The 24,179-nt window shown below is 69.7% G+C and carries 29 protein-coding genes and 1 pseudogene; 6 read left to right on the top strand and 24 right to left on the bottom strand.

Going from position 1 to position 24,179, the window contains the following annotated elements; genetic code table 11:
• Positions 1 to 42 precede the first annotated feature (42 nt).
• Positions 43 to 552 carry a hypothetical protein gene (locus TthTMY_RS07075; protein WP_096410772.1) on the bottom strand — a complete coding sequence of 170 codons (510 nt, stop codon included), beginning with the start codon at positions 550 to 552 and terminating at the stop codon, positions 43 to 45.
• A 47-nt stretch (positions 553 to 599) separates the two neighbouring features.
• Between TthTMY_RS07075 and TthTMY_RS07070 the strand changes: the two genes are divergently transcribed.
• Positions 600 to 1,637, top strand: coding sequence for a quinone-dependent dihydroorotate dehydrogenase (locus TthTMY_RS07070; protein WP_096410771.1), 1,038 nt, complete (start codon positions 600 to 602; stop codon positions 1,635 to 1,637).
• A 43-nt stretch (positions 1,638 to 1,680) separates the two neighbouring features.
• Here the strand turns inward: TthTMY_RS07070 and TthTMY_RS07065 are convergent, their stop codons facing one another.
• From TthTMY_RS07065 to TthTMY_RS07005, 13 genes and pseudogenes are all read right to left on the bottom strand, one after another.
• Positions 1,681 to 2,160 (bottom strand): Uma2 family endonuclease, encoded by a 480-nt coding sequence (locus TthTMY_RS07065; protein WP_096410770.1) that lies wholly within the window; start codon positions 2,158 to 2,160, stop codon positions 1,681 to 1,683.
• A 4-nt stretch (positions 2,161 to 2,164) separates the two neighbouring features.
• Positions 2,165 to 3,445, bottom strand: coding sequence for a dihydroorotase (locus TthTMY_RS07060; protein WP_096410769.1), 1,281 nt, complete (start codon positions 3,443 to 3,445; stop codon positions 2,165 to 2,167).
• Positions 3,442 to 3,906 (bottom strand): type II toxin-antitoxin system VapC family toxin, encoded by a 465-nt coding sequence (locus TthTMY_RS07055; protein WP_096410768.1) that lies wholly within the window; start codon positions 3,904 to 3,906, stop codon positions 3,442 to 3,444. The genes TthTMY_RS07060 and TthTMY_RS07055 overlap by 4 nt, the downstream gene beginning before the upstream one ends.
• Complete coding sequence (locus TthTMY_RS07050; protein ID WP_172844606.1) at positions 3,878 to 4,027, bottom strand: hypothetical protein; 150 nt, start codon at positions 4,025 to 4,027, stop codon at positions 3,878 to 3,880. The genes TthTMY_RS07055 and TthTMY_RS07050 overlap by 29 nt, the downstream gene beginning before the upstream one ends.
• Before the next feature lie 19 nt (positions 4,028 to 4,046).
• The gene (locus tag TthTMY_RS07045; RefSeq protein WP_096410767.1) at positions 4,047 to 4,952 is read right to left on the bottom strand and encodes an aspartate carbamoyltransferase catalytic subunit; all 906 of its coding nucleotides are present in this window, start codon (positions 4,950 to 4,952) and stop codon (positions 4,047 to 4,049) included.
• Positions 4,949 to 5,494, bottom strand: coding sequence for a bifunctional pyr operon transcriptional regulator/uracil phosphoribosyltransferase PyrR (gene pyrR / locus TthTMY_RS07040; protein ID WP_096410766.1), 546 nt, complete (start codon positions 5,492 to 5,494; stop codon positions 4,949 to 4,951). Before pyrR ends, TthTMY_RS07045 begins: the two co-directional genes overlap by 4 nt.
• 302 nt (positions 5,495 to 5,796) lie before the next feature.
• Positions 5,797 to 6,534 (bottom strand): sulfite exporter TauE/SafE family protein, encoded by a 738-nt coding sequence (locus TthTMY_RS07035; protein WP_096410765.1) that lies wholly within the window; start codon positions 6,532 to 6,534, stop codon positions 5,797 to 5,799.
• A 5-nt stretch (positions 6,535 to 6,539) separates the two neighbouring features.
• Positions 6,540 to 7,475, bottom strand: coding sequence for a 2-hydroxyacid dehydrogenase (locus tag TthTMY_RS07030; RefSeq protein ID WP_096410764.1), 936 nt, complete (start codon positions 7,473 to 7,475; stop codon positions 6,540 to 6,542).
• Positions 7,476 to 7,526: 51 nt separating this feature from the next.
• Positions 7,527 to 8,438 carry a metallopeptidase TldD-related protein gene (locus TthTMY_RS07025; protein ID WP_223903121.1) on the bottom strand — a complete coding sequence of 304 codons (912 nt, stop codon included), beginning with the start codon at positions 8,436 to 8,438 and terminating at the stop codon, positions 7,527 to 7,529.
• A gap of 40 nt (positions 8,439 to 8,478) precedes the next feature.
• A pseudogene (locus TthTMY_RS11965) lies at positions 8,479 to 8,760 on the bottom strand (PmbA/TldA family metallopeptidase); the annotation flags it as partial.
• Positions 8,761 to 8,791: 31 nt separating this feature from the next.
• The gene (gene holA / locus TthTMY_RS07015) at positions 8,792 to 9,670 is read right to left on the bottom strand and encodes a DNA polymerase III subunit delta (RefSeq protein ID WP_096410763.1); all 879 of its coding nucleotides are present in this window, start codon (positions 9,668 to 9,670) and stop codon (positions 8,792 to 8,794) included.
• A gap of 34 nt (positions 9,671 to 9,704) precedes the next feature.
• Complete coding sequence (locus TthTMY_RS07010) at positions 9,705 to 10,862, bottom strand: acyl-CoA dehydrogenase family protein (protein WP_223903120.1); 1,158 nt, start codon at positions 10,860 to 10,862, stop codon at positions 9,705 to 9,707.
• 9 nt (positions 10,863 to 10,871) lie between these two features.
• Positions 10,872 to 11,498: a GNAT family N-acetyltransferase gene (locus TthTMY_RS07005; RefSeq protein ID WP_096410762.1), complete on the bottom strand. Its 627-nt coding sequence runs from the start codon at positions 11,496 to 11,498 to the stop codon at positions 10,872 to 10,874.
• Positions 11,499 to 11,531: 33 nt separating this feature from the next.
• On the opposite strand from TthTMY_RS07005, the gene TthTMY_RS07000 reads away from it, so the two are divergent.
• A complete protein-coding gene (locus TthTMY_RS07000; RefSeq protein ID WP_096410761.1) occupies positions 11,532 to 12,614 on the top strand; it encodes a PIG-L deacetylase family protein in 1,083 nt (360 codons plus the stop codon).
• On the opposite strand, the gene scpB is transcribed toward TthTMY_RS07000, so the two are convergent.
• Together scpB and TthTMY_RS06990 are read right to left on the bottom strand one after the other, a co-directional pair.
• The gene (scpB, locus tag TthTMY_RS06995) at positions 12,558 to 13,088 is read right to left on the bottom strand and encodes an SMC-Scp complex subunit ScpB (protein WP_096410760.1); all 531 of its coding nucleotides are present in this window, start codon (positions 13,086 to 13,088) and stop codon (positions 12,558 to 12,560) included. The two genes, TthTMY_RS07000 and scpB, sit on opposite strands and share 57 nt — an antisense overlap.
• Positions 13,089 to 13,091: 3 nt before the next feature.
• Positions 13,092 to 13,679, bottom strand: a complete 588-nt coding sequence (locus TthTMY_RS06990; protein WP_096410759.1) for an L-threonylcarbamoyladenylate synthase — start codon at positions 13,677 to 13,679, stop codon at positions 13,092 to 13,094.
• On the opposite strand from TthTMY_RS06990, the gene TthTMY_RS06985 reads away from it, so the two are divergent.
• Entirely contained in the window at positions 13,678 to 14,898 is a 1,221-nt protein-coding gene (locus TthTMY_RS06985) for a type II secretion system F family protein (protein WP_096410758.1), read from the top strand. The genes TthTMY_RS06990 and TthTMY_RS06985 overlap by 2 nt on opposite strands.
• Here the strand turns inward: TthTMY_RS06985 and TthTMY_RS06980 are convergent.
• Complete coding sequence (locus TthTMY_RS06980; RefSeq protein WP_096410757.1) at positions 14,873 to 15,325, bottom strand: EVE domain-containing protein; 453 nt, start codon at positions 15,323 to 15,325, stop codon at positions 14,873 to 14,875. The two genes, TthTMY_RS06985 and TthTMY_RS06980, sit on opposite strands and share 26 nt — an antisense overlap.
• Positions 15,326 to 15,394: 69 nt before the next feature.
• On the opposite strand from TthTMY_RS06980, the gene TthTMY_RS06975 reads away from it, so the two are divergent.
• The 3 genes from TthTMY_RS06975 to TthTMY_RS06965 are packed head-to-tail and all read left to right on the top strand — an operon-like array spanning position 15,395 to position 18,247.
• Positions 15,395 to 15,877, top strand: coding sequence for a hypothetical protein (locus TthTMY_RS06975; protein WP_096410756.1), 483 nt, complete (start codon positions 15,395 to 15,397; stop codon positions 15,875 to 15,877).
• A gap of 9 nt (positions 15,878 to 15,886) precedes the next feature.
• Entirely contained in the window at positions 15,887 to 17,242 is a 1,356-nt protein-coding gene (locus tag TthTMY_RS06970) for an FAD-binding oxidoreductase (protein ID WP_096410755.1), read from the top strand.
• A 54-nt stretch (positions 17,243 to 17,296) separates the two neighbouring features.
• Positions 17,297 to 18,247 (top strand): GGDEF domain-containing protein, encoded by a 951-nt coding sequence (locus TthTMY_RS06965; RefSeq protein WP_096410754.1) that lies wholly within the window; start codon positions 17,297 to 17,299, stop codon positions 18,245 to 18,247.
• Here TthTMY_RS06965 and TthTMY_RS06960 read toward each other — a convergent pair.
• The 7 genes from TthTMY_RS06960 to mqnE all read right to left on the bottom strand — a co-directional run bounded on the left by TthTMY_RS06960 (position 18,232) and on the right by mqnE (position 24,175).
• Positions 18,232 to 19,311, bottom strand: a complete 1,080-nt coding sequence (locus TthTMY_RS06960) for a prephenate dehydrogenase/arogenate dehydrogenase family protein (protein ID WP_096410753.1) — start codon at positions 19,309 to 19,311, stop codon at positions 18,232 to 18,234. The genes TthTMY_RS06965 and TthTMY_RS06960 overlap by 16 nt on opposite strands.
• Positions 19,308 to 20,342 carry a 3-deoxy-7-phosphoheptulonate synthase gene (gene aroF, locus TthTMY_RS06955; protein WP_096410752.1) on the bottom strand — a complete coding sequence of 345 codons (1,035 nt, stop codon included), beginning with the start codon at positions 20,340 to 20,342 and terminating at the stop codon, positions 19,308 to 19,310. Before aroF ends, TthTMY_RS06960 begins: the two co-directional genes overlap by 4 nt.
• Positions 20,343 to 20,482: 140 nt before the next feature.
• A complete protein-coding gene (locus tag TthTMY_RS06950) occupies positions 20,483 to 21,247 on the bottom strand; it encodes a VOC family protein (protein WP_096410751.1) in 765 nt (254 codons plus the stop codon).
• Complete coding sequence (locus TthTMY_RS06945) at positions 21,244 to 21,642, bottom strand: DUF6069 family protein (protein WP_096410750.1); 399 nt, start codon at positions 21,640 to 21,642, stop codon at positions 21,244 to 21,246. The genes TthTMY_RS06950 and TthTMY_RS06945 overlap by 4 nt, the downstream gene beginning before the upstream one ends.
• Entirely contained in the window at positions 21,643 to 22,179 is a 537-nt protein-coding gene (locus tag TthTMY_RS06940) for a YceI family protein (protein WP_096410749.1), read from the bottom strand.
• A gap of 65 nt (positions 22,180 to 22,244) precedes the next feature.
• Positions 22,245 to 23,060: a menaquinone biosynthetic enzyme MqnA/MqnD family protein gene (locus tag TthTMY_RS06935; RefSeq protein WP_223903119.1), complete on the bottom strand. Its 816-nt coding sequence runs from the start codon at positions 23,058 to 23,060 to the stop codon at positions 22,245 to 22,247.
• Entirely contained in the window at positions 23,057 to 24,175 is a 1,119-nt protein-coding gene (gene mqnE / locus TthTMY_RS06930; RefSeq protein ID WP_096410748.1) for an aminofutalosine synthase MqnE, read from the bottom strand. The genes TthTMY_RS06935 and mqnE overlap by 4 nt, the downstream gene beginning before the upstream one ends.
• Between the last annotated feature and the right edge of the window lie 4 nt (positions 24,176 to 24,179).

The raw sequence follows: 24,179 nt of genomic DNA, 5'->3' as shown, positions 1-24,179 counted from the left end.
CCCGGGCGGCCCGGGGGCCATGGGGCCCACCGCCACAAAGGCCTAGAGGCCCAGGGTGAGGGTGGCCTTGAGGTTCTTGAAGGTGAGGGTGAGGCCGCCATTAGGCAGGCCCTGGACCATGGCCCCAAGCCAAAGCCTCCCCTCCTGCACCCCCTGGGTCAGCTTCTCCCCCTTGAGGGAAAGGGGGGCCGAGGTTCCGGCGAAGCTCGCGCGGCCTATGGGCCCGTCCTCGGGGCCCAGGGCGCAGGCGTAGGCGTACCCGCCCAGGGCCAGGCAGTTCTCGTCCTGGGCCGGGTCTTTCGTGCGGGCGTAGAGGTCCAGGGTCAAGGAGAGGGGCTGGCTGGCCTCGAGGGTGCCCGTGACCTGGACGTCCTTGAGGACGCCCCCGGGCGGGGGGAAGCTCTGGGCCTGGGCGGGGTAGACCACCCGGCCCAGGGTGCCCCCCAGGGCGGGGAGCTGGACGGTCTGGTCGGGGAGGGGGATGGTGAAGCTGACGGAGCAGGCGGCAAGGAGCCCGGCTAGGGCCACGAGGGGCCAGAAGACTCGCCTCATGCGGCCATTCTAACCGGACGCGGGCGGCGAGGGGGTAGCATGGGTCTGTGCACCGCCTCCTCTTCGCCTTAGACCCCGAGACCGCCCACGAGCTCACCTTGGGCCTCCTCGCTCTCTGGTCGGAAAGGGGGCCCTTGCTGGAGGTTCCCGCGAGGCTTCTTCGGGTGGAGGACCCCCGCCTCCGGGTGGAGGCCTTTGGGGTTTCCTTTCCCAACCCCTTGGGCCTCGCCGCGGGGATGGACAAGGACGCGAGGGCCCTCGGGGCCTGGTGGGCCCTGGGCTTCGGCTTCGCCGAGGTGGGGACCCTCACCCCGAGGCCCCAGGAGGGCAACCCGAGGCCGAGGCTTTTCCGCCTGGGGGAAGACCGCGCCCTCATCAACCGCATGGGCTTCAACAACCGGGGGGCGGAGGAGGCCGCCACGCGCCTAAAGCGCTTCCGCCAAAGGGGGCTTCCCCTGCCCATTGGGGTCAACCTGGGGAAGAACCGGGACACGCCCTTGGAGCGGGCGGCGGAGGACTACCTAAAGGCCCTCCGCCTCCTGGAGCCTTTTGGGGACTACTTCGTCCTGAACGTGAGCTCCCCCAACACCCCAGGGCTTCGGACCCTCCAGGAAGGCCCCTTCCTGGACGAGCTCCTCGCCCGCCTCCGCCCGGCCACCCCAAAGCCCCTCCTCCTCAAGGTGGCCCCGGACCTCTCCCCCAAGGCCCTGGACGAGGTCCTCGCCCTGGCCAAGAAGCACCGCCTTCAGGGCCTGGTGGCGGTGAACACCACCCTCGCCCGGGAGGGCCTAAAAAGCCCTCTCGCTCGGGAAGCCGGGGGGCTTTCGGGAAGGCCCCTGAAGGGGAGGGCCCTGGAGGTCCTCCGCCATCTGGCCCAGGCGGAGGGGCTTGCCCTGGTGAGCGTGGGGGGGGTGGAGACGCCTTTGGACCTCTGGGAGCGGCTCAAGGCCGGGGCGAGCCTGGTCCAGGTCTACACGGGCTTCGTCTACGGGGGGCCCCTCTTCCCCAGGAGGCTCCTCCTGGGGCTTCTCCGCCTCATGGAGGCCGAGGGGGTTTCCTCCCTGGGGGAACTTCGCCGCTCGTGAGCCGGGGTCCGGGCTCCCATGGGGGTGCAAGCCCGTACGGGGTTCAGACGGTGAGGAGGCAGCCCGCCTCCAGCTCCAGTTCCACCGGGGAAACGTAGCGTGAGGCCCCATCGCGGCGCAGGTGGAGGACGAGAAGGGTGTAGGGGTCAAAGACCACCACGTCCTTCACCCCCTGGGAGAGGTAGAAGCGGGGGCCGATCTCCAGGTCCTTGGCCTCGTAGCCCCGGCTCACCACCTCCACCACCGCCTCGGGGAGAAGGGTGATGGCCTCGTCCAGCTCCTCGGGTTCCCGGCAGAAGATGGCGATGTCGGGCCTTTTGTAGGAACCGTCGGGAAAGCGCACGTAGACGGTGGCCACGTGGACGCAGGCGCAAGGGGCGCCCTCCTTGGGCCGGAGGCTTTGCCGGATCCGGTCCACCGCCTTCTGGTGCCGGTAGGTGGGCTGGGCCTCCCAGAGGGGAAGCCCCCCCACCCACTCCAGCCTGAGGCCGATGGCATCCGCCTCCAGGAGCTTCTTCAGCACGCCCCTATTTTAGCGCCTCGTGGACGATCCGCCCCTCCACCAGGGTGAGGACGGGCCACCCTCCGAGGACCCACCCCGCCCAGGGGGAGTAGCGGGCCTTGGAGGCGAAGGCCCTGGGGTCCACGGGGCGCTCCTTGGGGGAGAGGAGGACGAGGCTCGCCTCGGCCCCTTCCTCCAGGTGAATAGGGGAAAGGCCCAGGACCCGCCTGGGGCCGTCGGTGAAAAGCTCCACGAGCCTTTGCAGGGGAAAGCCCCGCTTCAGGTGGAGCTCGGTGTAAAGGAGGGGGAAGGCCACCTCGAGGCTCGGGATGCCGAAGGGGGCCCTCAGGAGGTCCATCTCCTTCTCCGACAGGGTGTGGGGGGCGTGGTCGGTGGCGATGGCGTCCAGGGTGCCGTCAAGAAGCCCCTCCACGAGGGCCTCCCGGTCCTCCCGGGTGCGGAGGGGCGGGGCCACCTTGAAGAGGGGGTCAAAGGCCTTTAGGGCCTCTTCCGTGAGGGTGAGGTGGTGGGGGGTGGCCTCGGCGGTCACGGGGAGGCCCCCTCGCTTGGCCTCCCGGACGAGCTCCAGGCCCCGCTTCGTGGAGAGGTGTTGGACGTGGAGGCGGGGGGTGGCCTGGCTTCGCCTTAAGGCGTAGCGCAGGACCTCGAGGTCCCGGGCGATGCGGGCGGCCTCGGCCTCCGGGGGGTTTCCGGGAAGGCCCAGGAGGTCCGCCAAGGGCCCGTCGTTCATCACCCCATTTCGCCTTAGGCCCGCGTCCTCCGCGTGCACCGCCACGGGGAGGCCTAGGGGCGCGGCCATGAGGAGCCCCGCCGCCAAGACCCCGGCGTCCTCGTTGGTGCGGCCGTCGTCCGTGAGGAGGACCGCCCCCGCCTCCCGGAGAAGCCCCGCCGGGGCGAGGTGCTTCCCTTCCTGGCCCAGGGTGAGGGCGGCCGCGGGGTGGAGCCTTGCGAGGCCCAGGGCCTTGGCCTTCTCCTTGAGGGCCCGCACCGCCTCCGGGGTGTCCACAGGGGGCTTGGTGTTGGGCATGGAGACGAGGTCCGTGTACCCGCCCCGCACCGCCGCGAGAAGCCCCGAGAAGAGGTCCTCCTTCACCTCCTCCCCGGGCTCGCGGAGGTGGGCGTGGAGGTCTAAAAACCCCGGGGCGAGGAAGCACCCCGTGCCGTCCACCACCTGCTTCGCCTCGCCGCCTTCCAGGGAGAGGATCCTCCCTTCGCCGATGAGGACGTCCAGGGGGCCGCGTTCCCCCGTAGCGTCCACGAGCCGTACGTTTCGGATCAGGATCATGCTTCCTCCAGTTCGGGCACCGGGTGGGTGGGCACCAGGACCTTGGCCACCCGGTATTGCCTGCGGTCCAGGGTCAAGAACACCCCCGAAACCTGGCGAAAAAGGGCCATGGCCGCCAGGTGGACGGCGTCCGCCCCCCGCAAGGGATGCTCGCGGGCAAGGAGGCTTGCCGCCTGCATCAGGGCCAGGCCGCTTTCCACGAGGTAAAGGCTCGGGAGCAGCTCTTCCAGAGACCGCACCGCCTTCCGAAAGCCCCTCGGGCTCAGGTGGCCCCCGTCCCGGCGCCCCCTTAGGGCGGCCACGGCTTCCGGAAGGAAGAGGTCGCAGGCCGCCAGGGGGGCCTCCCGGAGGAGGCCCCGAACCCAGGCGAAGGGCTCGCCGGGGTGGTCCACCACGAGGTAGAGGAGGGCGCTGGTGTCGGCGAAGAAAACCTTAGCGCCGTTCCCGGGTGAGGAGTTCATGGAGAGGGGGCGTTTCTCCCTTCAGGAGCACCGGCTTGGGACGCTTCCTGCGGGCCTTTTGCGGGGGGAGCACCCGCACCCGGTTGAGAAGCTCCGCCAGGGCTTCCTCGGCCTTCACCATGGCCTCATGGTACCCCACGTCACCTCCCTTTTCCCACCAAAAGGTGGTAGAGCACCGCCATGCGCACCGCCACCCCGTTTTGCACCTGGCGGTTCACCAGGCTCCTCGCCGAGTCCGCCAAGCTGCCCTCCAGCTCCACGTCCCGGTTCATGGGGCCGGGGTGGAGGAGGGGGGCTTGGGGCTTGGCCCGGGCGAGGCGCCTTTCCGTCACCTGGTAGCGGGCGATGTAGTCCTCCAGGTGGACGAGCCCCGCCTCCATGCGCTCCTTCTGGAGCCTGAGGACCATGACGGCGTCCGCCTCCTCCAGGGCCTCCTCCAGGTGGGGGGTGAGGTGGACCCCGGGGAGGCTTTGGGGGAGGAGGCTCGGGGGGCCGGCGCAGAAGACCTGGGCCCCGAGGAGGGGAAGGAGCTCGGCGTTGGAGCGGGCCACCCGGGAGTGGAGGATGTCCCCCACGATGGCGACCTTCTTGCCCTCTAAGGTGCCCAGGGCCTCGAGGAGGGTGTAGGCGTCCAGGAGGGCCTGGGTGGGGTGGGCGCGGCGGCCGTCCCCCCCGTTGATCACGGCCCCCTTGACCCAGCGGGTGGCCTGGTGGGGCACCCCGGCGCTGTCCGCCCGGATGACGTAGGCGTCCACCCCCATGGCCTCGAGGGTGAGGAGGGTGTCCTTGTAGCTTTCCCCCTTCTGGAGGCTACTGGTCTGGGCGGCGAAGGAGACCACGTCCGCCGACATGCGCCGGGCGGCGAGCTCAAAGGAGATGCGGGTGCGGGTGGAGGGCTCAAAGAAGACCGTGGCCACGGTGAAGCCCTGGAGGGCGGGGACCTTCTTGACGGGCCGCTCCAGGACCTCCCGCATCACCCGGGCGGTGTCCAGGAGGCTTTCCACCTCAGGCCTGTTCCAGCCTTGGAAGTCCAGGAGGTGCCTCATGCCTCCTCCTTTTCCCAAAGCTCCACCCGGTCCTCCCCGTCCACCTCCACCACCTTGACCTTCACCACCTCGCTCCGGGAGGTGGGGACGTTCTTCCCCACGAAGTCCGCCCGGATGGGAAGCTCCCTATGCCCCCGGTCCACGAGGACCGCGAGGTAGATGCGCCTTGGCCTTCCCAGGTCCATGAGGGCGTCTAAGGCGGCCCGGGCGGTGCGGCCCGTGTAGAGGACGTCGTCCACCAGGACGGTGGCCTTCCCCGTGAGGTCAAAGGGGATCCGGGTCTCCCGCACCTGGGGCCTGTAGCCGATCTCCGTGAGGTCGTCCCGGTAGAGGGTGATGTCCAAGACCCCCACGGGCACCTCCTTCCCCTCAAACTCCGCGATGAAGCGGGCGATGCGCCCTGCGAGGGGGATGCCCCGGGTGTGGATCCCCACCAGGGCCAGGCCCTCCGTCCCCTTGTTGGCCTCCACGATCTCGTGGGCGATGCGGTAGAGGGCCCGCCGCATCTCCTCTTGGTTCATGAGCTCCGCCTTAAAGCGCACCGGCCACCTCCAAAAAGAGGCGGAGGCCAGGGCCTCCGCTCCTTCCCTTCCTTTCGGGCCGCTTCCTTGTTTCTCGCATCTTTCCCCCTTTCCGGCCTCGCGGGACCGGTTTAAAGGCCAGCCCTACCTTACACCCGGCGCCCCGTCCGGGCAAGGGGAACCCCGCCCAAGGAAGGCCTCGGGCGGGGAGCCCGGGCGCGGGGTTAGGCCGTCTTGGGCTTCTCGCGGGCCACGCTCAGGGCGAGGAGGCCCACCAGGAGCCCGAGGTGGAGCCGGTTGAGCCCGTGAAAAAGTGTTTGAAGTTACCTTCCTGCACGGGCGTACCGCCACCCCGTCCAGACGAGCACGGCGGCGAAGACGAGCCGCAAGGCGCCTTCCGGGAGGATGTGGGCGAGCTCCCCCCCTAGGAAGGTGCCCACCAGGACCCCGGGCACGAGGCCTAGGGCGAGGTCCCGGTCCACGTTCCCCAGGCGCAGGTGGGTGTGGGCGCCCACCAGGCTCGCCGGGACCATGGCGAGGAGGCTCGTCCCCTGGGCGGTGTGCTGGGGCATCCCCAGGAGGAGGACCATGGCCGGGACCATGATCGTCCCCCCGCCCACCCCCATCATCCCCGAGAGGAAGCCGGTGAGGCTTCCGGCGAGGAGGAGGGCGAGGTCCTGGAGGAGTTCGCCCCGCACCAGGCCGAGGGGGGCGAGGTAGGGTCTGAGGAGAAGGAGGAAGCTCACGGCGATGAGGAACCAGCCGAAGGACCGCTTGAGGTTGTTCTCGGAGAGGCCGTGGGCGAAGCGGGCGCCGAAGCGGGCGGTTAGGATGGCGGTGAGGGCCAGGAAAAGCGCGGCCTTGGGGGCCAAGGAGCCCTGCAGGCCGTAGGTCAAGGCCCCCACGAGCCCCGTGAAGAAGACGGCCACCAGGCTCGTGCCGTGGGCCTTGTGCTGGGGAAGCTTGAGAAGCCCCACCATCAGGGGGATCATCACCGTGCCGCCGCCTAGGCCCACGAGGCCGCCGAAGACCCCGCCGAGGAAGCCGACGAGAAGGCCCATGGCGCCTATACTACCGGGTTTGGCGGCTCCCTCCCCTCTAGGACGGCGAGGAGGTTTTCCACCGCCACCTCGGCCATGCGCTCCCGGGTCGTTCTCCCCGCCGAGCCGATGTGGGGGGTGACGAGGGCGTTGGGGAGGCGGTAGAGGGGGTGGCCCTGGGGCAGGGGCTCGGGGTCGGTGACGTCCAGGCCCGCCCCGAAGAGGTGGCTCCTTAAGGCCTCCACCAGGGCCTCGGTGTCCACCAGGGCCCCCCGGGCGGTGTTGAGGAGGATGGCCCCCCGCTTCATGGCGAAGAGCCGTTCCCGGTTTAAAAGCCTATGGGTTTCCGGGGTGAGGGGGGTGTGGAGGGAGACGACGTCCGCCTCCTTAAGGAGCTCCTCCAGGGAGAGGAAGGGGTAGGGGAGGGGCTTGGGGGTGCGGGCGTGGTAGACCACCCGCATCCCGAAGGCCAAAGCCCTCTTGGCCACCGCCTGGCCGATGCGGCCCATGCCGATGAGGCCGAGGGTGAGGCCCTGGAGGTCCAGGCCCAAAAGGAGCTCGGGGTGCCAGGCCTTCCAGAGCCCATCCCGGGCGTAGGCCGCCCCCTCCACCACCCGCCTGGCCACGGCGAGGAGGAGGGCCAGGGTGAGGTCGGCGGTGGCCTCGGTGAGGACCCCGGGGGTGTTCGTGACCCGGATGCCCCTCTTCTGGGCCGCCTCGAGGTCCACGTGGTCCACCCCCACGCTGTAGCAGGCGATGACCTTGAGGCCCTTGGCCCGGTCCATCACCTCGGCGTCTATGCGGTCCTCCACCGTGGGGATGAGGCCCACCGCCCCCTCCACCCGCCTTAGGAGCTCCTCCCGGGGGAGGAAGAGCCCCCGGTGGACCTCCACCTGTAGGCCCCTTTCCCGCAAGCGGTCCAAGGCCTTCCCGGGAAGGGTACGGGTGACGAAGACCTTCATGCCCCTTTTTACCGGGGCCCCCGTGCGGGCGCAAGCCCGCATGGGGTGGTATCACGCCCCGGCGAAGGAGAGCTCGGCCACCGCCACGGTGGGGCTCCCGTAGGCGGCGTCCAGGAGGAGCCAGTCCAGGTCGTCCCCCACCGCCTCCACCCCTTGGAGGAGTTCCAGGAGGTTTCCGGAGACGGCGAAGTTCTCCACGGCGTGCCGCACCTCCCCCTCCTCCACCCAAAGCCCCAGGGCCTGTAAGGAGAAGTCCAGGGTCACGGGGTTTGCCCCGGCGTGGAGGCCCATGAACTCCGTGACCACCACCCCGTCCGTGAGGCGGAGGTTCCCCACGGGCTCCAGGTAGAGGTTGGTGGGGGCGACCTCGAGGGTTTCCCGGTAGGACCGGGCGGCGTGGCCCGTGTTCCTCTGGCCCAGGGCCCTGGCCGTCTCCAGGTTGTGGAGGAAGGTCTTAAAGACCCCCTTCTCCACCACCACGGTGCGCTCCGTAGGGGTGCCCTCGGCGTCAAAGGGGCGGGAGAGGAGGCCCTTCTCCAGGGTGGGGTCGTCCACGAGGGTCACGAGGGGGCTTGCGATCCTCTCCCCAAGCCTCCCCAGGAGGCGGCTTTTCCCCTCCAGGGCGTTCTTGCCGGAAAAGGCCTCGGCGAGGACGGAAAGGAGCATGGCCATGGCCTCAGGCTCCAGGTAGGCCCGGTAGCGGCCCGTCTTCAGGGGCTTGGCCTCAAGGAGCCTCGCCGTCTTCTCCCGGAACTCGAGGGCGGTGCGCCCCGGCTCCAGGGCGTGGAACTCCTTGCCCGCCTTGAAGTCCCACCCCTGCTTGACGCTTTTCCCCTGGGCCATGACGAAGCTTCCCATGAGGGCGGCGAAGCCCGTGCGGAAGCTTCCTTCCGCCCCTTGGGTGCTTTTGAGGGCCACCCGGACCTCCCGCTCCAGGTAGCCCCCCATGAGGACGCTTTTCACCCGAGGGTCTTCCCGCAGGGCCTCCTCCAGGGCGAGGGCCGCCTCCTTCTTCCGCGGCGTGGCGCTTGGCCCGGAGGAGGGTCTCCAGGGCCTCCATGAGGCCTTCTTGGGTGAGGTCGTTGGTGTAGGCGTAGACCACCTCGGTGCCGAAGAAAAGCCGCACCCCCGCCCCGTAGTCCAGGCCGGAGAGGGCCTCCTCCAGGGCCCCCTGGCGGACCTTCATCCTGCGCTTCTTGGCGCGCTGGGCGTAGACCTCGGCGAAGTCGGCCCCGCCCTTCAGCGCCCGCGCGAGCACCGCCTCCACCAGCTCGGGCTTGAGCATGTCCCGAGTCTACCCGCCCCTGACCCGCGGGTCAACGGGCGAGGCGGAGGACCGCCGCCTCCAGGGCGAGCCACGGGTCCTTCCCCCCCTTGGCCCGCTTTTCCGCCTCCATGAGGGTGTCCAGGGCTTCCTTGAGGGCCGCTTCCCCAAGGCGCCTCGCCGCCTCCAGGGCCTTTTTGGCGGCGTAGGGGTGGGCCTCGAGGCGGGCGAGGTCCTCCTCCTTGGGCCGGGGGTTTTCCCGGAGGAGGAGGAAGGCCCGGGCGAGGAGGGCGAACTGCCAGGAGAGGGCCCCGAGAAGCCTTAGCGGCTCCTCCCCCTCCTCCTTGAGGCGCCTGAGGCGCAGGAGGGCCTCCTTGGGGTTCTTCTCCAGGACGGCGCGCACCAGGTCAAAGCCCGTGAGGGGGGGCCTCAGGGCCACCACCTTCTCCACCTTCTCCAGGGTGAGGGGAGGGGAGAGGAGGGCAAGCTTCTCCAGCTCCCGCTCCAGGGCCTCGAGGTCCCCCTCCAGGGAGGCCAGGTACTGGACCACCCCGCCCGGGAGCCTGAGCCCCAGGCGCTTGGCCCGGTGTTCTATGTGCCTTACGAGGTCTTTCCCCTTGGGGGTGGGGAAGTCCCGCCTTTCCCGGTTCCGGTAGAAGGCCGCCCGGGAGGGGCTCGGCTTGGGGTCCAGGAGGAGGACGGGAACGCCCTCGGGCACGCCCTCCAGGAGGGGCTTTAGGGCCTTCCACTCCGCCTCCCCCACCTCCCTCAGGTCCAGCATCGCCCCCCCGCCCCCGAAAAGCCCCGGGGCGAGGGCCTGGGCCAGGGCCTCCGGGGTGGGCTCGGTGAAGCGGGAAAGCCCCCTAAGCCGCGCCTCCTCGAGGAGGGCCTCCCGCGCCAGAAAGGGGTCGCCGGTGAAGGCGATGACCATGGCTTAAGGGCCTGCCGAAGGCCCCGGCGGGCCTTTAGAAGGCGTTCAGGCCGGTGATCTCCCGGCCCAAGACCAGGGTGTGGACGTCGTGGGTGCCCTCGTAGGTGTAGACCGTTTCCAGGTTCAGCATGTGGCGGATGGCGTGGTACTCCAGGGTGATGCCGCTCCCTCCCAGGATGTCCCGGGCCATGCGGGCGGCCTGGAGGGCCTTCCAGACGTTCTGCCTTTTGGCCAGGGAGACCTGGGCGGGGGTGAGCTTCCCTTCGTCCTTGAGCCGGGCGAGCCGCCAGGCGAGGAGGAGGCCCTCCGTGTGCCAGGCGAGCATCTCGGCGAGCTTGGCCTGGACGAGCTGCTTCTTGGCGAGGGGCTCGCCGAAGGTGGCGCGGCTTTTGGCGAACTCCACGGCCTCGGTGTAGACGGCCTCGAGGGCCCCCATGGCCCCCCAGGCGATGCCGAAGCGGGCCTGGGTGAGGCAGGAAAGGGGCGCCTTCAGGCCTTCCGCCTTGGGGAGGCGCAGGGACTCGGGCACCCGGACGTCTTCCAGGACGAGCTCGCTCGTCACCGAGGCGCGGAGGGACATCTTGCGCTTCACCTCCCGGGCCTGGAAGCCCTTGGTGTCGGTGGGGACGATAAAGCCCAGAACCCTGCCCTCCTCGTCCTTGGCCCAGATGAGGGCGATGTGGGCCAGGTTGCCGTTGGTGATCCACATCTTGGTGCCGTTCAGGACCCAGGTGTCCCCCTCGCGCCTGGCCCGGGTCTTCATGTTGCCGTAGGGGTCCGAGCCCCCGTCGGGCTCGGTGAGGCCGAAGCAGCCCACCATCTCCCCGCGGGCGAGCCTCGGGAGGAACTCCCGCTTTTGCTCCTCGCTCCCGTAGGCGTAGATGGGGTACATGACCAGGGAGCTTTGCACGCTCACGAAGCTCCTGAGCCCCGAGTCCACCCGCTCCAGCTCGTAGGCGATGAGGCCGTAGGCGGCGCTGCTCACCCCCGCCCCCCCGTACTCGGGGGGGAGGGTGGGGCCTAGGAAGCCGAGCTCGGCGAACCTGGGGATGAGGTGGGTGGGGAAGACCCCTTCCTCCCACCAGTCGCGGATGTAAGGCAGGGCCTCCTTTTCCAGAAAGCGGCGGGCGGCCTTCTGGACCTCCTTCTCCTCCGGGGTGAGGAGGTCCTCCAGGGCGTAGAAGTCCACCATGGGCTCAGTCTACTCCAGGTCCCGCACCCAGACCTCGTGGATCAGGGGCCGGCCCAGGTAGGGGGCCCAGAAGGGGCTCGCCCGCTTGGCGTACACCCAAAACCCCATGGCCCGGTAGAGGCCCCGGGCGGCGCGGTTGGCCCGGGTGGTGGCGAGCTGTACCCCCGGTACCCCCTTTTCCCGCAGGCACTTGAGGAAGGCGGCGAGGAGGGCCTTGCCCACCCCGTGGCCCTGGGCCTCGGGGTCCACGGCGATGTGCAGGTGGGCCGGGTAGCGGTCCTTGGGGGCCTTGGGCCCCGGATAGCGGAGGAGGCGGAGGAGGTAGCGGAGGTGGGGAAGGGGAGGGCCGAACCGCCCGAGGAGGAGGCGGGGAAGGGCCCAAAGCAGGCGCTTGGCGAAGGCGAGGGCGAGGGGCCGGTCGGCGCAGGCCCCGAGGATGTAGCCCACCACCCGGCCTTCCTCCTCGGCCACCAGGTTGCAGCAGCCGGCCTCCAGGTAGGGGGCCACGAAGAGGGCTCCCCAGAGGGTCTCGCTGGGGAAGACCTTTGGGCCTTCCCTGCCGAGGAGGAGGGTCTGGTGGGAGAGGCGGGCGATGGCCGCCAGGTCTTTGGGGTGGGCCTTCCGCACCTGGGCCACGCCCCCAGTCTATAGGCCCCGTAAAATGCCCCCATGCGTCGGCTTAGGCCCTGGCAGTGGCTCGTCCTCCTCCTCGTCCTCTACCTGGGGGTGGCGGAGGCGGCGCGCCTGTGGCTGGGCCTCCTCTGGGCGGAACGCCTCATGGTCCTGGCGGCGGCCCTCGGGGTTTGGGCCTTCATCAACGGCCACTTCCTCTTCGCCGGCTACCACGCCCTCGTGGCCTCGGCCCGGGTCCGGCGCCTCCCCCTTCTGCCCCCGCCCCTTTCGGGCGAGCGCCTCCTCGTGCTCGCCCCCCACCCCGACGACGAGGTGCTGGCCGCGGGGGGGCTCATGGGGCGGGTGGCGCGGGAAGGGGGGGAGGTGAGGGTGGTCTACCTCACCTCGGGGGACGCCTTTGACCTGGCGGCGGGAAGCCCGCTTCCTTCCCCTGAGGCCCTGCGCCGCCTGGCCCTGAGGCGGATGGTGGAGGCCAGGCGGGGCCTCGAGGCCCTGGGCCTTCCCCGGGAAAGCGCCCTCTTTCTGGGCTTTCCCGACCAGGGCCTCTACCCCCTCTTCACCACCCACTACTACCTGCCCTACGAGAGCCCCTACACGGGGCTTAAGGCGGTGGCCTACCCGGGGTGCCACCGCCCGGGCCTCCCCTACACGGGGAAGGCCCTGGAGGCCCTCTTGGTGGAGGTCCTCCGGTCTTTCAAGCCCACCCGGATCCTCCTGCCAAGCCCCCTGGACGCCCACCGGGACCACCAGGCCACGGCCTACTTCGGCATGCGGGCGGCGGCCCTTCTCGGCCTGGAAGACCGCCTCCTCTACTACATCGTCCACGGGGGGTACCAGTACCCCCTGCCCAAGGGCCTCCACCCTAGGCTTCCCCTCTACCCGCCCCCTCGAGGCCGGAGGCTTCCCTGGCAGCGCTTTCCCTTGAGCGAGGAGGAGGTGCGCAGGAAGGAGCGGGCCGTCCGGGCCCACAAAAGCCAGATGCGCCTCCTCTCCCGCTTCCTCCTCGCCTTCGTTCGGGAGAACGAGCTTTATAGCCCCCTCCCCGTCCCCGCCCGGGAGGCCCTAGCCGCGGAGGAGGAGGGGTGGGCCGTCCTCCCTGAGCGGGGGGAGGTCTTCTAGGCTCTCCAGGCCGAAGACCTCCAAAAAGCGCTCCGTGGTGCCGTAGAGCTTGGGGCGGCCGGGGGCTTCCTTCTCCCCCACCACCCGGACAAGACCCCGCTCCAGGAGGCTTTCCAGGGCGCCCTCCACGCTCTTCCCCCGCATGGCCTCAAGCTCCGCCCGGGTCACGGGCTGGTGGTAGGCGATGAGGGCCAGGACCTCGAGGGCCGCCTTGGAGAGGCGGGGCGGGGAGGGCTTAAGGACGCGCTCCACCGCCTCCAAGGCCTTGGGGTGGACCACGAGCCGCCATCCCCCCGCCACCCGCTCCAGGGCCACGCCCAGGTGCCCGGCCTCGAGGTCCCGCTCCAGGGCCTTGAGGGCGCGGAGGACGGCCTCCTCGGGGTGGCCTAGGGCCTTGAGCTCCTTTAGGGAAACGGGCCTGCCCGCGGCGAAGAGGACCGCCAGGATTTCCGCCTTGAGCCCGGGGCCTTCCATGGCCTAGGTGAGGTAGGAGAGGAGGGCTTCTTTGGGAATAAGCCCTTCCCGCAGGACCTGCCCCGTGCGCAGGTCCACCACGCTGGAGGCGAGCCCCCCCGCCTCCCCCGGGAAGACGAAGTCCACGGCGAAGGTCCGGGCCTCGGCCTCCGTGCGCACCGGGGGTTCGCCGCTTCGGTTCAGGCTCGTGGCGGCGGCATAGCCCCCCACCCGGCGGAGGAGCTCCCGCAAAAGGGCGTGGTCCGGCATCCTGAGGCCCACGGAGCCGTCCTTGCTGATCCAGGGGGGGATGGCCTTCCCAGGGACCACCACGGTGAGCCCCCCGGGCCAGAAGGCCTCCGCCAGGCGCAGGAACTTTTTCTCAAGGGTTCCAAGATCGGCGAGCTTCAGGGCGCTTTCCAGGTCCGCCACCAGCACCTGGAGGGGCTTGTCCTCGGGCCTCCCTTTGACCTCGTAGATCCTCTTGCAGGCAGCCTCGTCCTCCATGCGGGCCAGTACCCCCCAGACCGTGTCCGTGGGGAAGGCCACCAAACCCCCTCCCTTGAGGGTCTCCGCCGCTTTGGCCAGGGCCTCCTGGTATACTGCTTCCATGCCGGTCTACCAGTATAAGGCCCGGGACCGCCAGGGCCGTCTGGTGGAGGCCACCATTGAGGCCGAGGACCTCCGCACCGCCGCGAGGCTCCTCCGCGACCGGGGCCTCTTCGTGGCCGAGATCAAGGAGCCGGGGAAGGGCCTGCAGGCGGAGGTCCGGATCCCCGCTTTGGAGCGGGGGCCGGGCCTGAAGGACCTCGCCATCTTCTCCCGGCAGCTCGCCACCATGCTGGGGGCGGGGCTCACCCTCCTCCAGTCCCTGGCCATCCTGGAGCGCCAGACGGAGAACCGGAAGTTCCGGGAGATCCTCAAGCAGGTGCGCACCGACGTGGAGGGGGGGATGGCCTTCTCCGAGGCCCTCTCCAAGCACAAGATCTTCTCCCGCCTCTACGTGAACCTGGTGCGGGCCGGAGAGACCTCGGGCGGCCTGGACGTCATCCTGGACCGCCTGGCGGGCTTCCTGGAGAAGGAGCTGGAGCTAAGGGGCAAGATCCGCAGCGCCATGACCTACCCGGTCATCGTCTTCGTCTTCGCCGTGGGCGTGGCCTACTTCCTCCTCACGGGCATCGTGCCCCAGTTCGCCCAGATCCTCACCGACTTAGGCTCCGAGCTTCCCCTCCTCACCCGCTTCCTCATCGCCGTCTCCGACCTTCTTAGGGCGGCCACCCTGCCCCTCCTCCTCCTCGCCGTGGTCCTCTTCTTCGCCTACCGCTGGTACTACGGCACCCCCCAGGGGCGTAGGGTCATTGACCGCATCAAGCTCAGGGTGCCGGTTTTCGGCAACCTCAACCGCAAGACCGCCGTGGCCCGCTTCTCCCGCACCCTGGCCCTTCTCCTCTCCAGCGGGGTGAACATCGTGGAGGCCCTGGACATCACCAAGGGGACCGCGGGCAACAGCGTGGTGGAGGAGATCGTGGAGGCCGCCAAGCTGAAGATCCAGCAGGGCGACCCCTTGAACCTCACCCTGGCCCAGCACCCCTTCGTCTTCCCGCCCATGGTGAGCTCCATGGTGGCCATCGGCGAGGAGACGGGGGCCCTGGACACCCTGCTCTCCAAGATCGCCGACTTCTACGAGCGGGAGGTGGACGAGGCGGTGGCGAGCCTCACCGCGGCCATTGAGCCGCTCATGATCATCTTCCTGGGCGTCATCGTGGGCATGATCGTGGCCGGGATGTTCCTGCCTCTCTTCAAGATCATCGGGACCCTCTCCGCGCAATAAGCTTCTCCGCCACCTCCGGGGGAACCGGCATCACGGAAAGCCGGTTCCCCCTTCGCACCAGGGGGTGGTCCGGGGGGAAGAGGGCCTTGAGCTCGGCGAGGGGGAGGAGGGGCCACTTCTCCACGAAGGCCACCTCCACCGTGTACCAGCGGGGCTTCTCCGGGGTGGCCTTGGGGTCGTGGTAGGGGCTTTCCGGGTCAAACTGGGTGGGGTCGGGGAGGAGGGTGCGCACCACCCGGCAAAGCCCCGCGATCCCCGGGGGGGTGGTGCCCGAGTGGTAGAAGAAGCAGAGGTCGCCCTCTTTCATCCGCATCAGGTAGTTCCGGGCCTGGTAGTTCCGCACCCCGTCCCAGATGGCCCGGCCTTCCCGCTCCAGGTCCTCAATGCTGTAGACCTCGGGTTCGGACTTCAAGAGCCAGTAGGCCATGGGGGAAGTCTAAAGCCCCCTTTAGCCCCAGCAAAGCCCCCTTTAGGGGGGAGGAGCTACGTTTAGGGGGTGCGTGGCTTAGCCCTGCTCCTGCCTCTTCTCGCCGCCTGTTCCCTGACCCTCGAGGTGGTCTACCCGGGCCACCGGATCGCTCGCCTGGAAACCCAGCCCACCTACTGCGCCTACGGCAACACGCGGGTGGACTACCGCTTTTATCTGGAGGGAAGGGTGGACCGCTTGGAGTTCTACTGGATCCCCGAGGGGAAAGCCCCTTGGGAGGCAGCGCCGCAGGAGCGTTTGGCCCTAGGGGGACCCATCTACGGGGGCCATGTCCGGGGTTTCGTGGAGGTGACCCCGGATGGGAGCATCCAGGCGGTCTCCTTGGTTTCCCCCCAAGGCGCCTCCCTTCCCCAGGGCATCGGGGTGGAGCCCGCCCTGCCTGACCGTAGGCTCTGGCTTCGGGGGTTCACCGGGGGGCTTGCGGGACCCTATGTGGCCGCGGCCAACCCCGTGCGCGGGGATGCCTCCTCCTTCTGCGACCCTTCCTGGTAGGCTGGGTCCATGGCGCTTTCCCGGGCGCAAGGGGTTTTGGACGAGCTCAAGGCGCTTTTCGGTCCCCGGGCCCTCCTTTCCCGGGCGGCGAAGGAGGTCTACCGCTACGACGCCATCCTGGTGGGGCCTGAGCCCTTGGCCGTGGTCCTGCCCGAAAGCCGGGAGGAGGTGGCCGCTTTGGTCCGCCTGGCCCGGCGGCACGGGGTGGCGCTGGTGCCCCGGGGGGCGGGAAGCGGCCTCTCCGGCGGGGCGGTCCCGGAGGAGGGGGCCATCGTGGTGGCCTTCACCCGGATGACCCGCCTCGAGGTGGACCCCCACACCCAGACCGCCTGGGCCGAGCCCGGGGTGACCACGGCCAGGATTTCCGAGGCGGCGAGGCCCTTCGGCCTCTTCTACCCCCCGGACCCCGCCTCCTACCGCACCAGCACCTTAGGGGGGAACCTGGCGGAAAACGCCGGGGGGCCCCTTTGCTTCAAGTACGGGGTCACGGGGGACTACGTTTTGGAGCTGGAGTGGGTGGACGACGAGGGCGGGATCCAGCGCCAGGGGCGCGCCGCCTACGACCTCCCGGGCCTCCTCATCGGCTCGGAGGGGACCTTGGGCCTGGTGACGGGGGCGAGGCTCCGCCTCCTTCCCTTGCCCCGGCACCGGGCCGCCCTTCTGGCCCACTTCCCCGGGGTGGAGCCCCTGGCCGAGGCGGTTTCCGAGGCGGTGGCCTCGGGGGCCGTGCCCGCCCGCATGGAGTTCATGGACCCCGCCTGCGCGGGCGCCGTGGAGGACTACCTGAGGATGGGCTTGCCCCGGGGCCGGGCCCTCCTCCTGGTGGAGACGGACGGGGAGGAGGTGGACCTCGTGGAGGAAGAGCTTTCCCTGGTGGAGGCGAGCGCCCGCCGTCATGGGGCCGAGGTGGTCCGCGCGGCGGGCGAGGCGGAGGCCGAGGCCCTCTGGCGGGCCCGGCGGGCGGTGAGCCCCGCCCTGGGCCGCATCCGCCCCAAGCGGGTGAACGAGGACATCGCCGTGCCCCGCTCGGCCCTGCCCCAGGTGGTGCGGGAGATCGCCGCCTTGGGGGAAGCCTTCGGCCTCGTGGTGGTGCAGTTCGGCCACATCGGGGACGGAAACCTTCACCCCAACATCCTCTTTGACCCCAGGAGGGAGAGCGAGGAAAGGGTCTGGGCGCTCGCCCACGAGATCGCCCGGGTGGCCTTGAGGCACGGGGGGGTGCTTTCCGGGGAGCACGGCATTGGCCTCATGAAGCGGGCCTTCATGCCGGAGGCGGTGGACCCCGAGACCCTGGGGGCGCTCCACCGGGTCAAGGAGGCCTTGGACCCCACGGGCCTCTTCAACCCCGGCAAGGTGCTTCCCTAGGGGCGCTGGTCTTTTTTCACGCGGTTTTTACAGGGGGCTCGGGAGAATGGACCCATGGAGGGTGCCTACCGCCTCCTCTACGCCCTGGCCTGGGTGGGTTTGCCCCTGGGCGTGGGGCTCCAGCTTTGGGCCAGGCCTCCCAAGGGCGGGGAGTGGGCCTTTTACCCCTTTTTCGCCTTCCTCTTCCTCCTCGCCCTCGGGCAGGGGCCTAGGCGGGCCCCCCGCCTCTTGGCCCACGCCCTGGGGGCTTACCTCCTCTTTGAGCTTTGGCGGGGGAGGGACTTCCCGTGGGCGGTGGGTTTCTGGTCTCCCTCCCTTTACCTCCTCCTGGCCTTCGCCTACCCTCTTCCCCTGGCCTTGGCCTTGGGCCTCCTTTGGGCGGCCCTCCTCTCCGCCTTCGCCCTATGGGCCGCGGGGGAGGCGGGCTGGCTCTGGGGGCACTTCGCCTCAAGCCAGCCCGTCCTCCTCGCCCTCGGCCTCCTCCTCGCCCGCTTCCGGGAGCTCTACGGCCAGGCCCGCTTCTGGAAGGAGCAGGCCCTCACCGACCCCCTCACGGGCCTCCCCAACCGCAGGGCTTTAGAGATGGCCTTGGAGCGGGAGGCGGCCCGGGTGGAGCGGGGCGGGCCCCCCTTCGCCCTGGTCCTTTTGGACCTGGACGGCTTCAAGCAGGTAAACGACGAGCGGGGCCACAAGGAGGGGGACCGGTACCTCAGGCGGGTGGCCCGGGTCCTGGTCTCGGGGGTGCGCCGGGGGGACCTCGTGGCCCGGTGGGGTGGGGACGAGTTCGCCGTCCTCCTCCCGGGGACGGGGGAAAAAGAGGCGGTGGAGGTGGCGGAGCGGCTTTGGCGCCGCCTCCAGGAGGAGGGGGTCTGGGCGAGCCTGGGGGTGGCCGTCTACGCGGGGGACCTCGAGGACCTCTTCCTCCGGGCCGACCAGGCCCTCTACCGGGCCAAGGCCCTGGGGAAGGGCCGGGTGGTCCTCGCCCCGCCTCAGGGCAGGCGGTAGCCCGCCTCCTGGAGGACGCGCCGGGCCCTTTCCCGCTCCTCCCGGGTGGCGAAGGAGAGGCGGAGGGCCCCTGCCGCCTCCCGGATGGTGAGGACCTCTATGTCCTTGATGTTCACCCCGGCCTCGCCCAAGGCGGTGGCGATCTTGGCGATCTCCCCGGGCCGGTCCGGGACCTGGACCACGAGGTCGTGCATCTCGGGGAGGAGGCTGCGGCGCACGATGGGGAGGCTGTCCCGCGTGCGCTTGGCCTCTTCCGCCGCCTTAAGGAGCCCTTCGGGCTCGTCCAGGAGGCCTTCCAGCTCCAGGAGGACCTCCCGGAGCTCCTCTATGGCCTCCTTCAGGGCCTCTTTGTTTTCCGCCACCATGTCCCGGCTCATCCTGGGGGAGCCGGAGGCCACCCGGGTGAGGTCGCGGAAGCCCCCCGCCGCCAGGAACATGAGGAGGTCCTTGTGGGGGCTTCGCGCCACCATGCGGTTCAAGGCCACGGCGAGGAGGTAGGGGAGGTGGGAGACCCGGGCCACGAGCTCGTCGTGAAGCCCGGGAGGCATCTCCAGGGGGTAGGCCCCCAGGGCTTCCACGAGCCCCTGCACGCCCTCCCGGGCCCTGGGGCTCGTCCGTTCCGTGGGGGTCAGGACCCAGACGGCGTTCTGCAAAAGCCCGGCGTGGGCGTTCTCCACCCCGGCCCGTTCGCTTCCCGCCATGGGGTGCCCCCCCAGGTAGTGGGGGAGGAGGCCTTCCAGGGCGGCCACCACCTTGCCCTTGACGCTTCCCACGTCGGTCCAGAGGCTCTCCGGGTGGGCCCAGGGGGTGAGGGCCTTCCCCAGCTCGGCCAGCGCCCCCACGGGGGCGGCGAGGACCCCGAGGTCAAGCTCCCCCACCCAGGGGCCCACCTCGGTGTGCACCCGGTCGGCCACGCCGAGAAAGAGGGCCTTCTCCAGGGCCATGGGGTCCTGGTCGTAGGCGTGGACCTCCTCGGCGAGGAAGCGCTCCTTAATCCCCAGAGCCACGCTCCCGCCCAAAAGGCCCACGCCGAAGACCCCGACTTTGCCGAAGAGGGGCCTCATCCCAGGACGGGGGTGGCGAGGGTCTTGTCCAGGGCGGCCACCAGGCGGCGCACCTTGTTCATGAGCTCGGCGAACTCGTGTTCGTGGAGCTGCTGGGCGGCGTCGGAGAGGGCCTTCTCCGGCTCGGGGTGGGTCTCCACGATGAGGCCGTCGGCCCCCGCCGCCAGGCCCGCCAGGGCCAAGGGGATGACCCAGTCCCTCTTGCCCGCCGGGTGGGAGGGGTCTATCCAGACGGGGAGGTGGGTCCAGCTCTTGAGGACGGGCACGGCGGCGACGTCTAAGGTGAAGCGGGTCGCCTTCTCAAAGGTGCGGATGCCCCGCTCCACGAGGATCACCCGCATGTTGCCCCGGGAGAGGATGTACTCCGCGCTCATGAGGAACTCTTCCAGGGTCATGCTCATCCCCCGCTTGAGGAGGACGGGCTTGCCCGCCTCCCCCACCGCCTGGAGGAGGGCGAAGTTCTGGGCGTTCCGCGCCCCGATCTGGAGGACGTCGGCGTACTCGGCCACGAGCTCCACCTGCTCCGGGGAGAGGACCTCGGTGACGATGGGGAGGCCCGTCTCCCTCTTGGCCTCGGCGAGGATCTTCAGGCCCTCGAGGCCCAGGCCCTGGAAGGCGTAGGGGCTCGTGCGGGGTTTAAAAGCGCCTCCCCGGAGCATGTGGGCTCCGTGGGCCTTCACGTAGTGGGCGGCCTTGAGGGTCTGCTCCCGGGACTCCACCCCGCAAGGGCCTGCCGCCACCATCACGTGGCCGCCCCCCGTCTTCCCCGTGGGGAACTCCAGGACCGTGGGGAAGGGCTGGACCTCGAGGCTCGCGAGCTTCCAGGGCTTGGAGATGGGGATGACCTCGGCCACCCCGGGAAGGGCCCGGAAGTGCTCCATGAGCTCCGGGGTGGGCCCCCGGCCGATGGCCCCCACCAAGGTGGTCTCCACGCCCCGGGAGACGTGGGGCCGGTAGCCCACCTTCTCTATTTCCCGGACGACCTCCTGAAGCTCCTCCTCCGTGTGCCCCCGCTTCATCACGATCAGCATGGCTTCCCTCCCAAAAACCTTGGGCGCCCCCTTTAGGGGGCGCCCTTTTCGCGGTATGGCCTACGCGGACCGCAGGGCGCCCCCGGCGGGGTAATAAAAGCCGAAGTAGCGCCCTAGGGTCCACATAGTTGGTCTAGAGTCTACGGGGAAGGCGGGGGCGCCGTCAAGACCCGGGCCAAGGCCCCGGTGGGGTCGGGGTGCTCCCCGGGGGGAACGCCGGGAGGGGCGAGGAGGGTGTAGCCCAGAAGCCCCGTGGCCCCAGGGGGCGCCTTGCGCCTTGGCGCCCAGGTGTTCGCCCCCACGTGGTGGTGGTAGCCGTCCCAGGCGAAGAAGAGGGCCCCGGGGTAGGTGCGCAAGGTCACCTCCATGCCGAGCTTCCCGCTAAAGAAGGCCTCCGCCGCCGCCAGGTCCTCCACGTGAAGGTGGAGGTGCCCAAGAAGGGTTTCGGGGGGAAGGGGAGTGGGGTCCGGGTTTTCCGCGAGGAGCTTTTCCAGGTTTAGGGGCGCCGTGAACATGAGGGGGCCTTTGGGCCACGCCCCCCTGGGGCGGTCCCGGTAGAGCTCCAGGCCGTTCCCCTCCGGGTCGCGGAAGTAGAGGGCCTCCGAGACCCCGTGGTCCGCCGCCCCCTCAAAGTGGGCCCTAGCCTCCAGGAGCCTGCGGAAGACCCCGGCGAGGGCCTTGCGGTCCGGCAGGAGGAGGGCGAAGTGGTAGAGGCCTAAGGAGGGGTAGGGCCTTAAGGGGGCCTCGGGGTCGTGGAGAAGCTCCAGAACGAAGCCCTTCCCCTCGGGGAAAAGCCGGTAGCGGGGCGGGTCGGCCTCCGCCTTTAGGCCCAGAAGGCCTTGGTAGAAGCCCAGCTGGGCCTTCAGGTCCCGCACCCTGAGGGTGAGGCCGAGAAGCCGCCTCACGGGCGGATTTCCCCCTCCATTCTCCACAGGCCCCAGAGGTAGGCCGCCACCGGGGGTACGTGCAGGAGGAGCAGGACGGCCCGGGTGTCGGGGCGTGGGGTGGCGGCGAAGGGCGGGAAAAGGAAGAGGACGAAGACGAGAAGGGCCAGGCTCGCGAAGAGGGGAAAGGCCCTTGGGGTGCGCCTCCGCACCGGAAGGTAGAGGGCGAACCCCAGGAGCATGGGCACCGCCGTGAACAGCACCACCGAGACCAGGTCCACCTCCCGCGGGGCCTGCCCCGGGGGCGTTACCTGGAAGGCCACCCCCAGGGCCCGGGCGAGGAGGTAGAGGGCGGCGTTGGCGAGGAGGGCCAGGCCCGTGGCCCGGAGGGCGTGCCGAAGAGAGGCGGGGACCATCTAGACGTTTACCTCCTCTCTCGCCTTCACCGCCTCGGTGTCCACGCTGAAGCGCACCTCCTCGCCCACGAGAAGCCCCCCGGCCTCCAGGGGCATGTTCCAGGTGAGGCCGAAGTCCTTGCGGTTGAGCTTCCCCTCAAAGTGGGCGGCGATGCGCTCGTTCCCCCAGGGGTCCTTCACGGGGCCGTGGGTTTCCACCTCAAAGGCCAGGGGCCGGGTCACCCCCCGGATGGTCACCTCTCCCTCCACCCGGTAGCGGCCCTCCCCCAGGGGGGTGATCCTCTCGCCCCGGAAGACGATCTCCGGGTGGTTGGCCACGTCCAGGAAGTCCGGGGAGCGGAGGTGGTTGTCCCGGTCGGCCACGCCGGTGTGGATGCTCGCCGCGTCCAGGCGGGCCTCCACCCGGAGGGGCTTCCCGGTTTCGTCGGTCTCCACGTACCCCTCCTTGAGGCCTATCGTCCCCCTTACCGTGGCGATCATCATATGCCGTACGGCGAACTCCACGCTGGTGTGGGTCGGGTCAAGGTTCCAACGCATGGGCACCTCCTCTGGGCTTTGCGCCCAGTTGGGATGATACCTCAAGTGCTTTATGATGTCAAGCGCTACTCAGGATAGAACACCGGGGCGAAGGGGAGGCCGAGGGCCTCGGCGAAGGCCTGAAGCCCCAGGCGGTCGGGCTCCTCCAGGTGGTAGCGGAAGTTCCAGAGGTAGTGCTGGAGGAGGAAGGGATGGACGCCGAGCCTTCGGGCCTCGGCCTCGGCCACCTCCCTAAGCCGTCCCAGGCCCTCCCGCCGGGCCTCCCTAAGGGCTTGCACCAGGGCCTTGGGGGGAGGGTTTTCCCGCCTGTAGGCCCAGACGGCGAAGACGAAGGGGAGGTGGGTCCTTTGGAACCACAGGGTGGAGAGGTCCGCCACCTCCACCTCCCCGAAGCGGGTGGGGAGGGCGTGGGGCGTTTCGGGGACTTCCGGAAGAAGAGCGGCGTAGGCCTTTATGGCCTGGTCGCCGATGAGAAGGACCCCGTCGTAAGCGGAAAGGAGCTCCAGCCCCCCCTTCCGCCGTTCGTAGCGGGGCTCGGCCCCGGCCTCCTTCAGAAGGAGCTTGAGGAGGGCCGCGCTGGTGGCGCTCTCCGTGGTGAGGGCCACGCGGGCAAGGTGGGGGAGGGCTCCCTTGTGGAAGAGGTTCACCGAGTAGACCCTTCCCAGGACGGCCACGGAGAAGTCGGGGAGGAGGCCCAGGCTGTCCTGGTGCTTGAGGTAAAAGTAGCTGGAGACCAGGGAGAGCCCCACCTCTCCCGAAAGGAGGAGGCGGTTGAGCTCTGCGGGGACGGCGTGGAGAACCCGGAAGCCCTCGAGCCTCAGGAAGTGGTGGAGGGGGGCGACGTTGGCGTAGCGGGGAAGGCCCAGAACGTAGGGCCTCACGCCTCCACCCGGTCCCAGACCCGCACCTCCCGGTAGAGGGCGTCCCGCTCCACGGGGATCCGCCCCGCCATGAGGATGATGCGGGCGAGCTCCCGCTTGGTGAGGCCCTGGGGGGTGGGGCTTCCCGCCATGTGGACGATCCTCTCCTCAATGAGGGTGCCGTCAATGTCCGTGACCCCCCAGTCCAAGGAGACCTGGGCGAGCTCAGGGGTTAAGGTGGCCCAGTACCCCTTGATGTGGGGGAAGTTGTCCAGGTAAAGCCGGGCCACGGCCAGGTTCCTGAGGTCGTCCAGCCCCGTGGTGAACTCCTTCTTGCCCAGCTCCCGGGCGAGCTGGTTCCCGTCCGGCTGGAAGGCCAGGGGGATGAAGCTCATGAAGCCTCCGGTCTCGTCCTGGAGGCGGCGGAGGCGGTCCATGTGGTCCAGGCGCTCCTCCAGGGTCTCTATGTGCCCGTAGAGCATGGTGGCGTTGGTGGGGATGCCGAGCTCGTGGGCGGTGCGGTGGATCGCAAGCCACCCTTCCGCCGAGACCTTGGCCCGGGCGATCCTCCTCCGCACCCTTTCGGCGAAGATCTCCGCCCCGCCTCCCGGCATGGCGTCCAGGCCCGCTTCCTTCAGGGCCTCTAGGACCTCCCGGTAGGAGAGGCGGGCGATCTTGGAGAAGTGGTGGATCTCCGCCGCGGTCCAGGCCTTCACCTGGACCCCGGGGAAGTTCTCCTTTAGGGCCCGCACCAGGTCCAGGTAGTAGGAGAAGGGCCTTTTGGGGTGGTGGCCCGCCGTGAGGTGGATTTCCGTGAGCCCCGGCTGGTAGCGCTCCTTGACCCAGGCCACCACCTCGTCCACGTCAAAGTCCCAGGCCCCTTCCTCGCCGAAGCGCCTTTGGAAGGCGCAGAAGGTGCACCCCACGTAGCAGATGTTGGTCTGGGAGACGCGGATGGAGTGGACGAAGTAGGTCTTGTGCCCGTGCTTCCTTTCCCGCACCAGGTTGGCGAGGCGCATGAGGGTGGGAAGGTCCTTGGTCTGGTAGAGGACGAGGCCGTCCTCAAAGGAAAGCCTTTTCCCCTCCATCACCTTCTCGGCGATGGGGAGGAGGCGAGGGTCCCGGATGCCTCTCACGCCC

The organism is Thermus thermophilus (genome assembly GCF_019974155.1).
In the GTDB taxonomy this organism is placed as follows: Bacteria; Deinococcota; Deinococci; order Deinococcales; family Thermaceae; genus Thermus; species Thermus thermophilus_C.
Note: the sequence above shows the minus strand (reverse complement) of the source record. Positions and strands in the feature narration are given on the sequence as shown.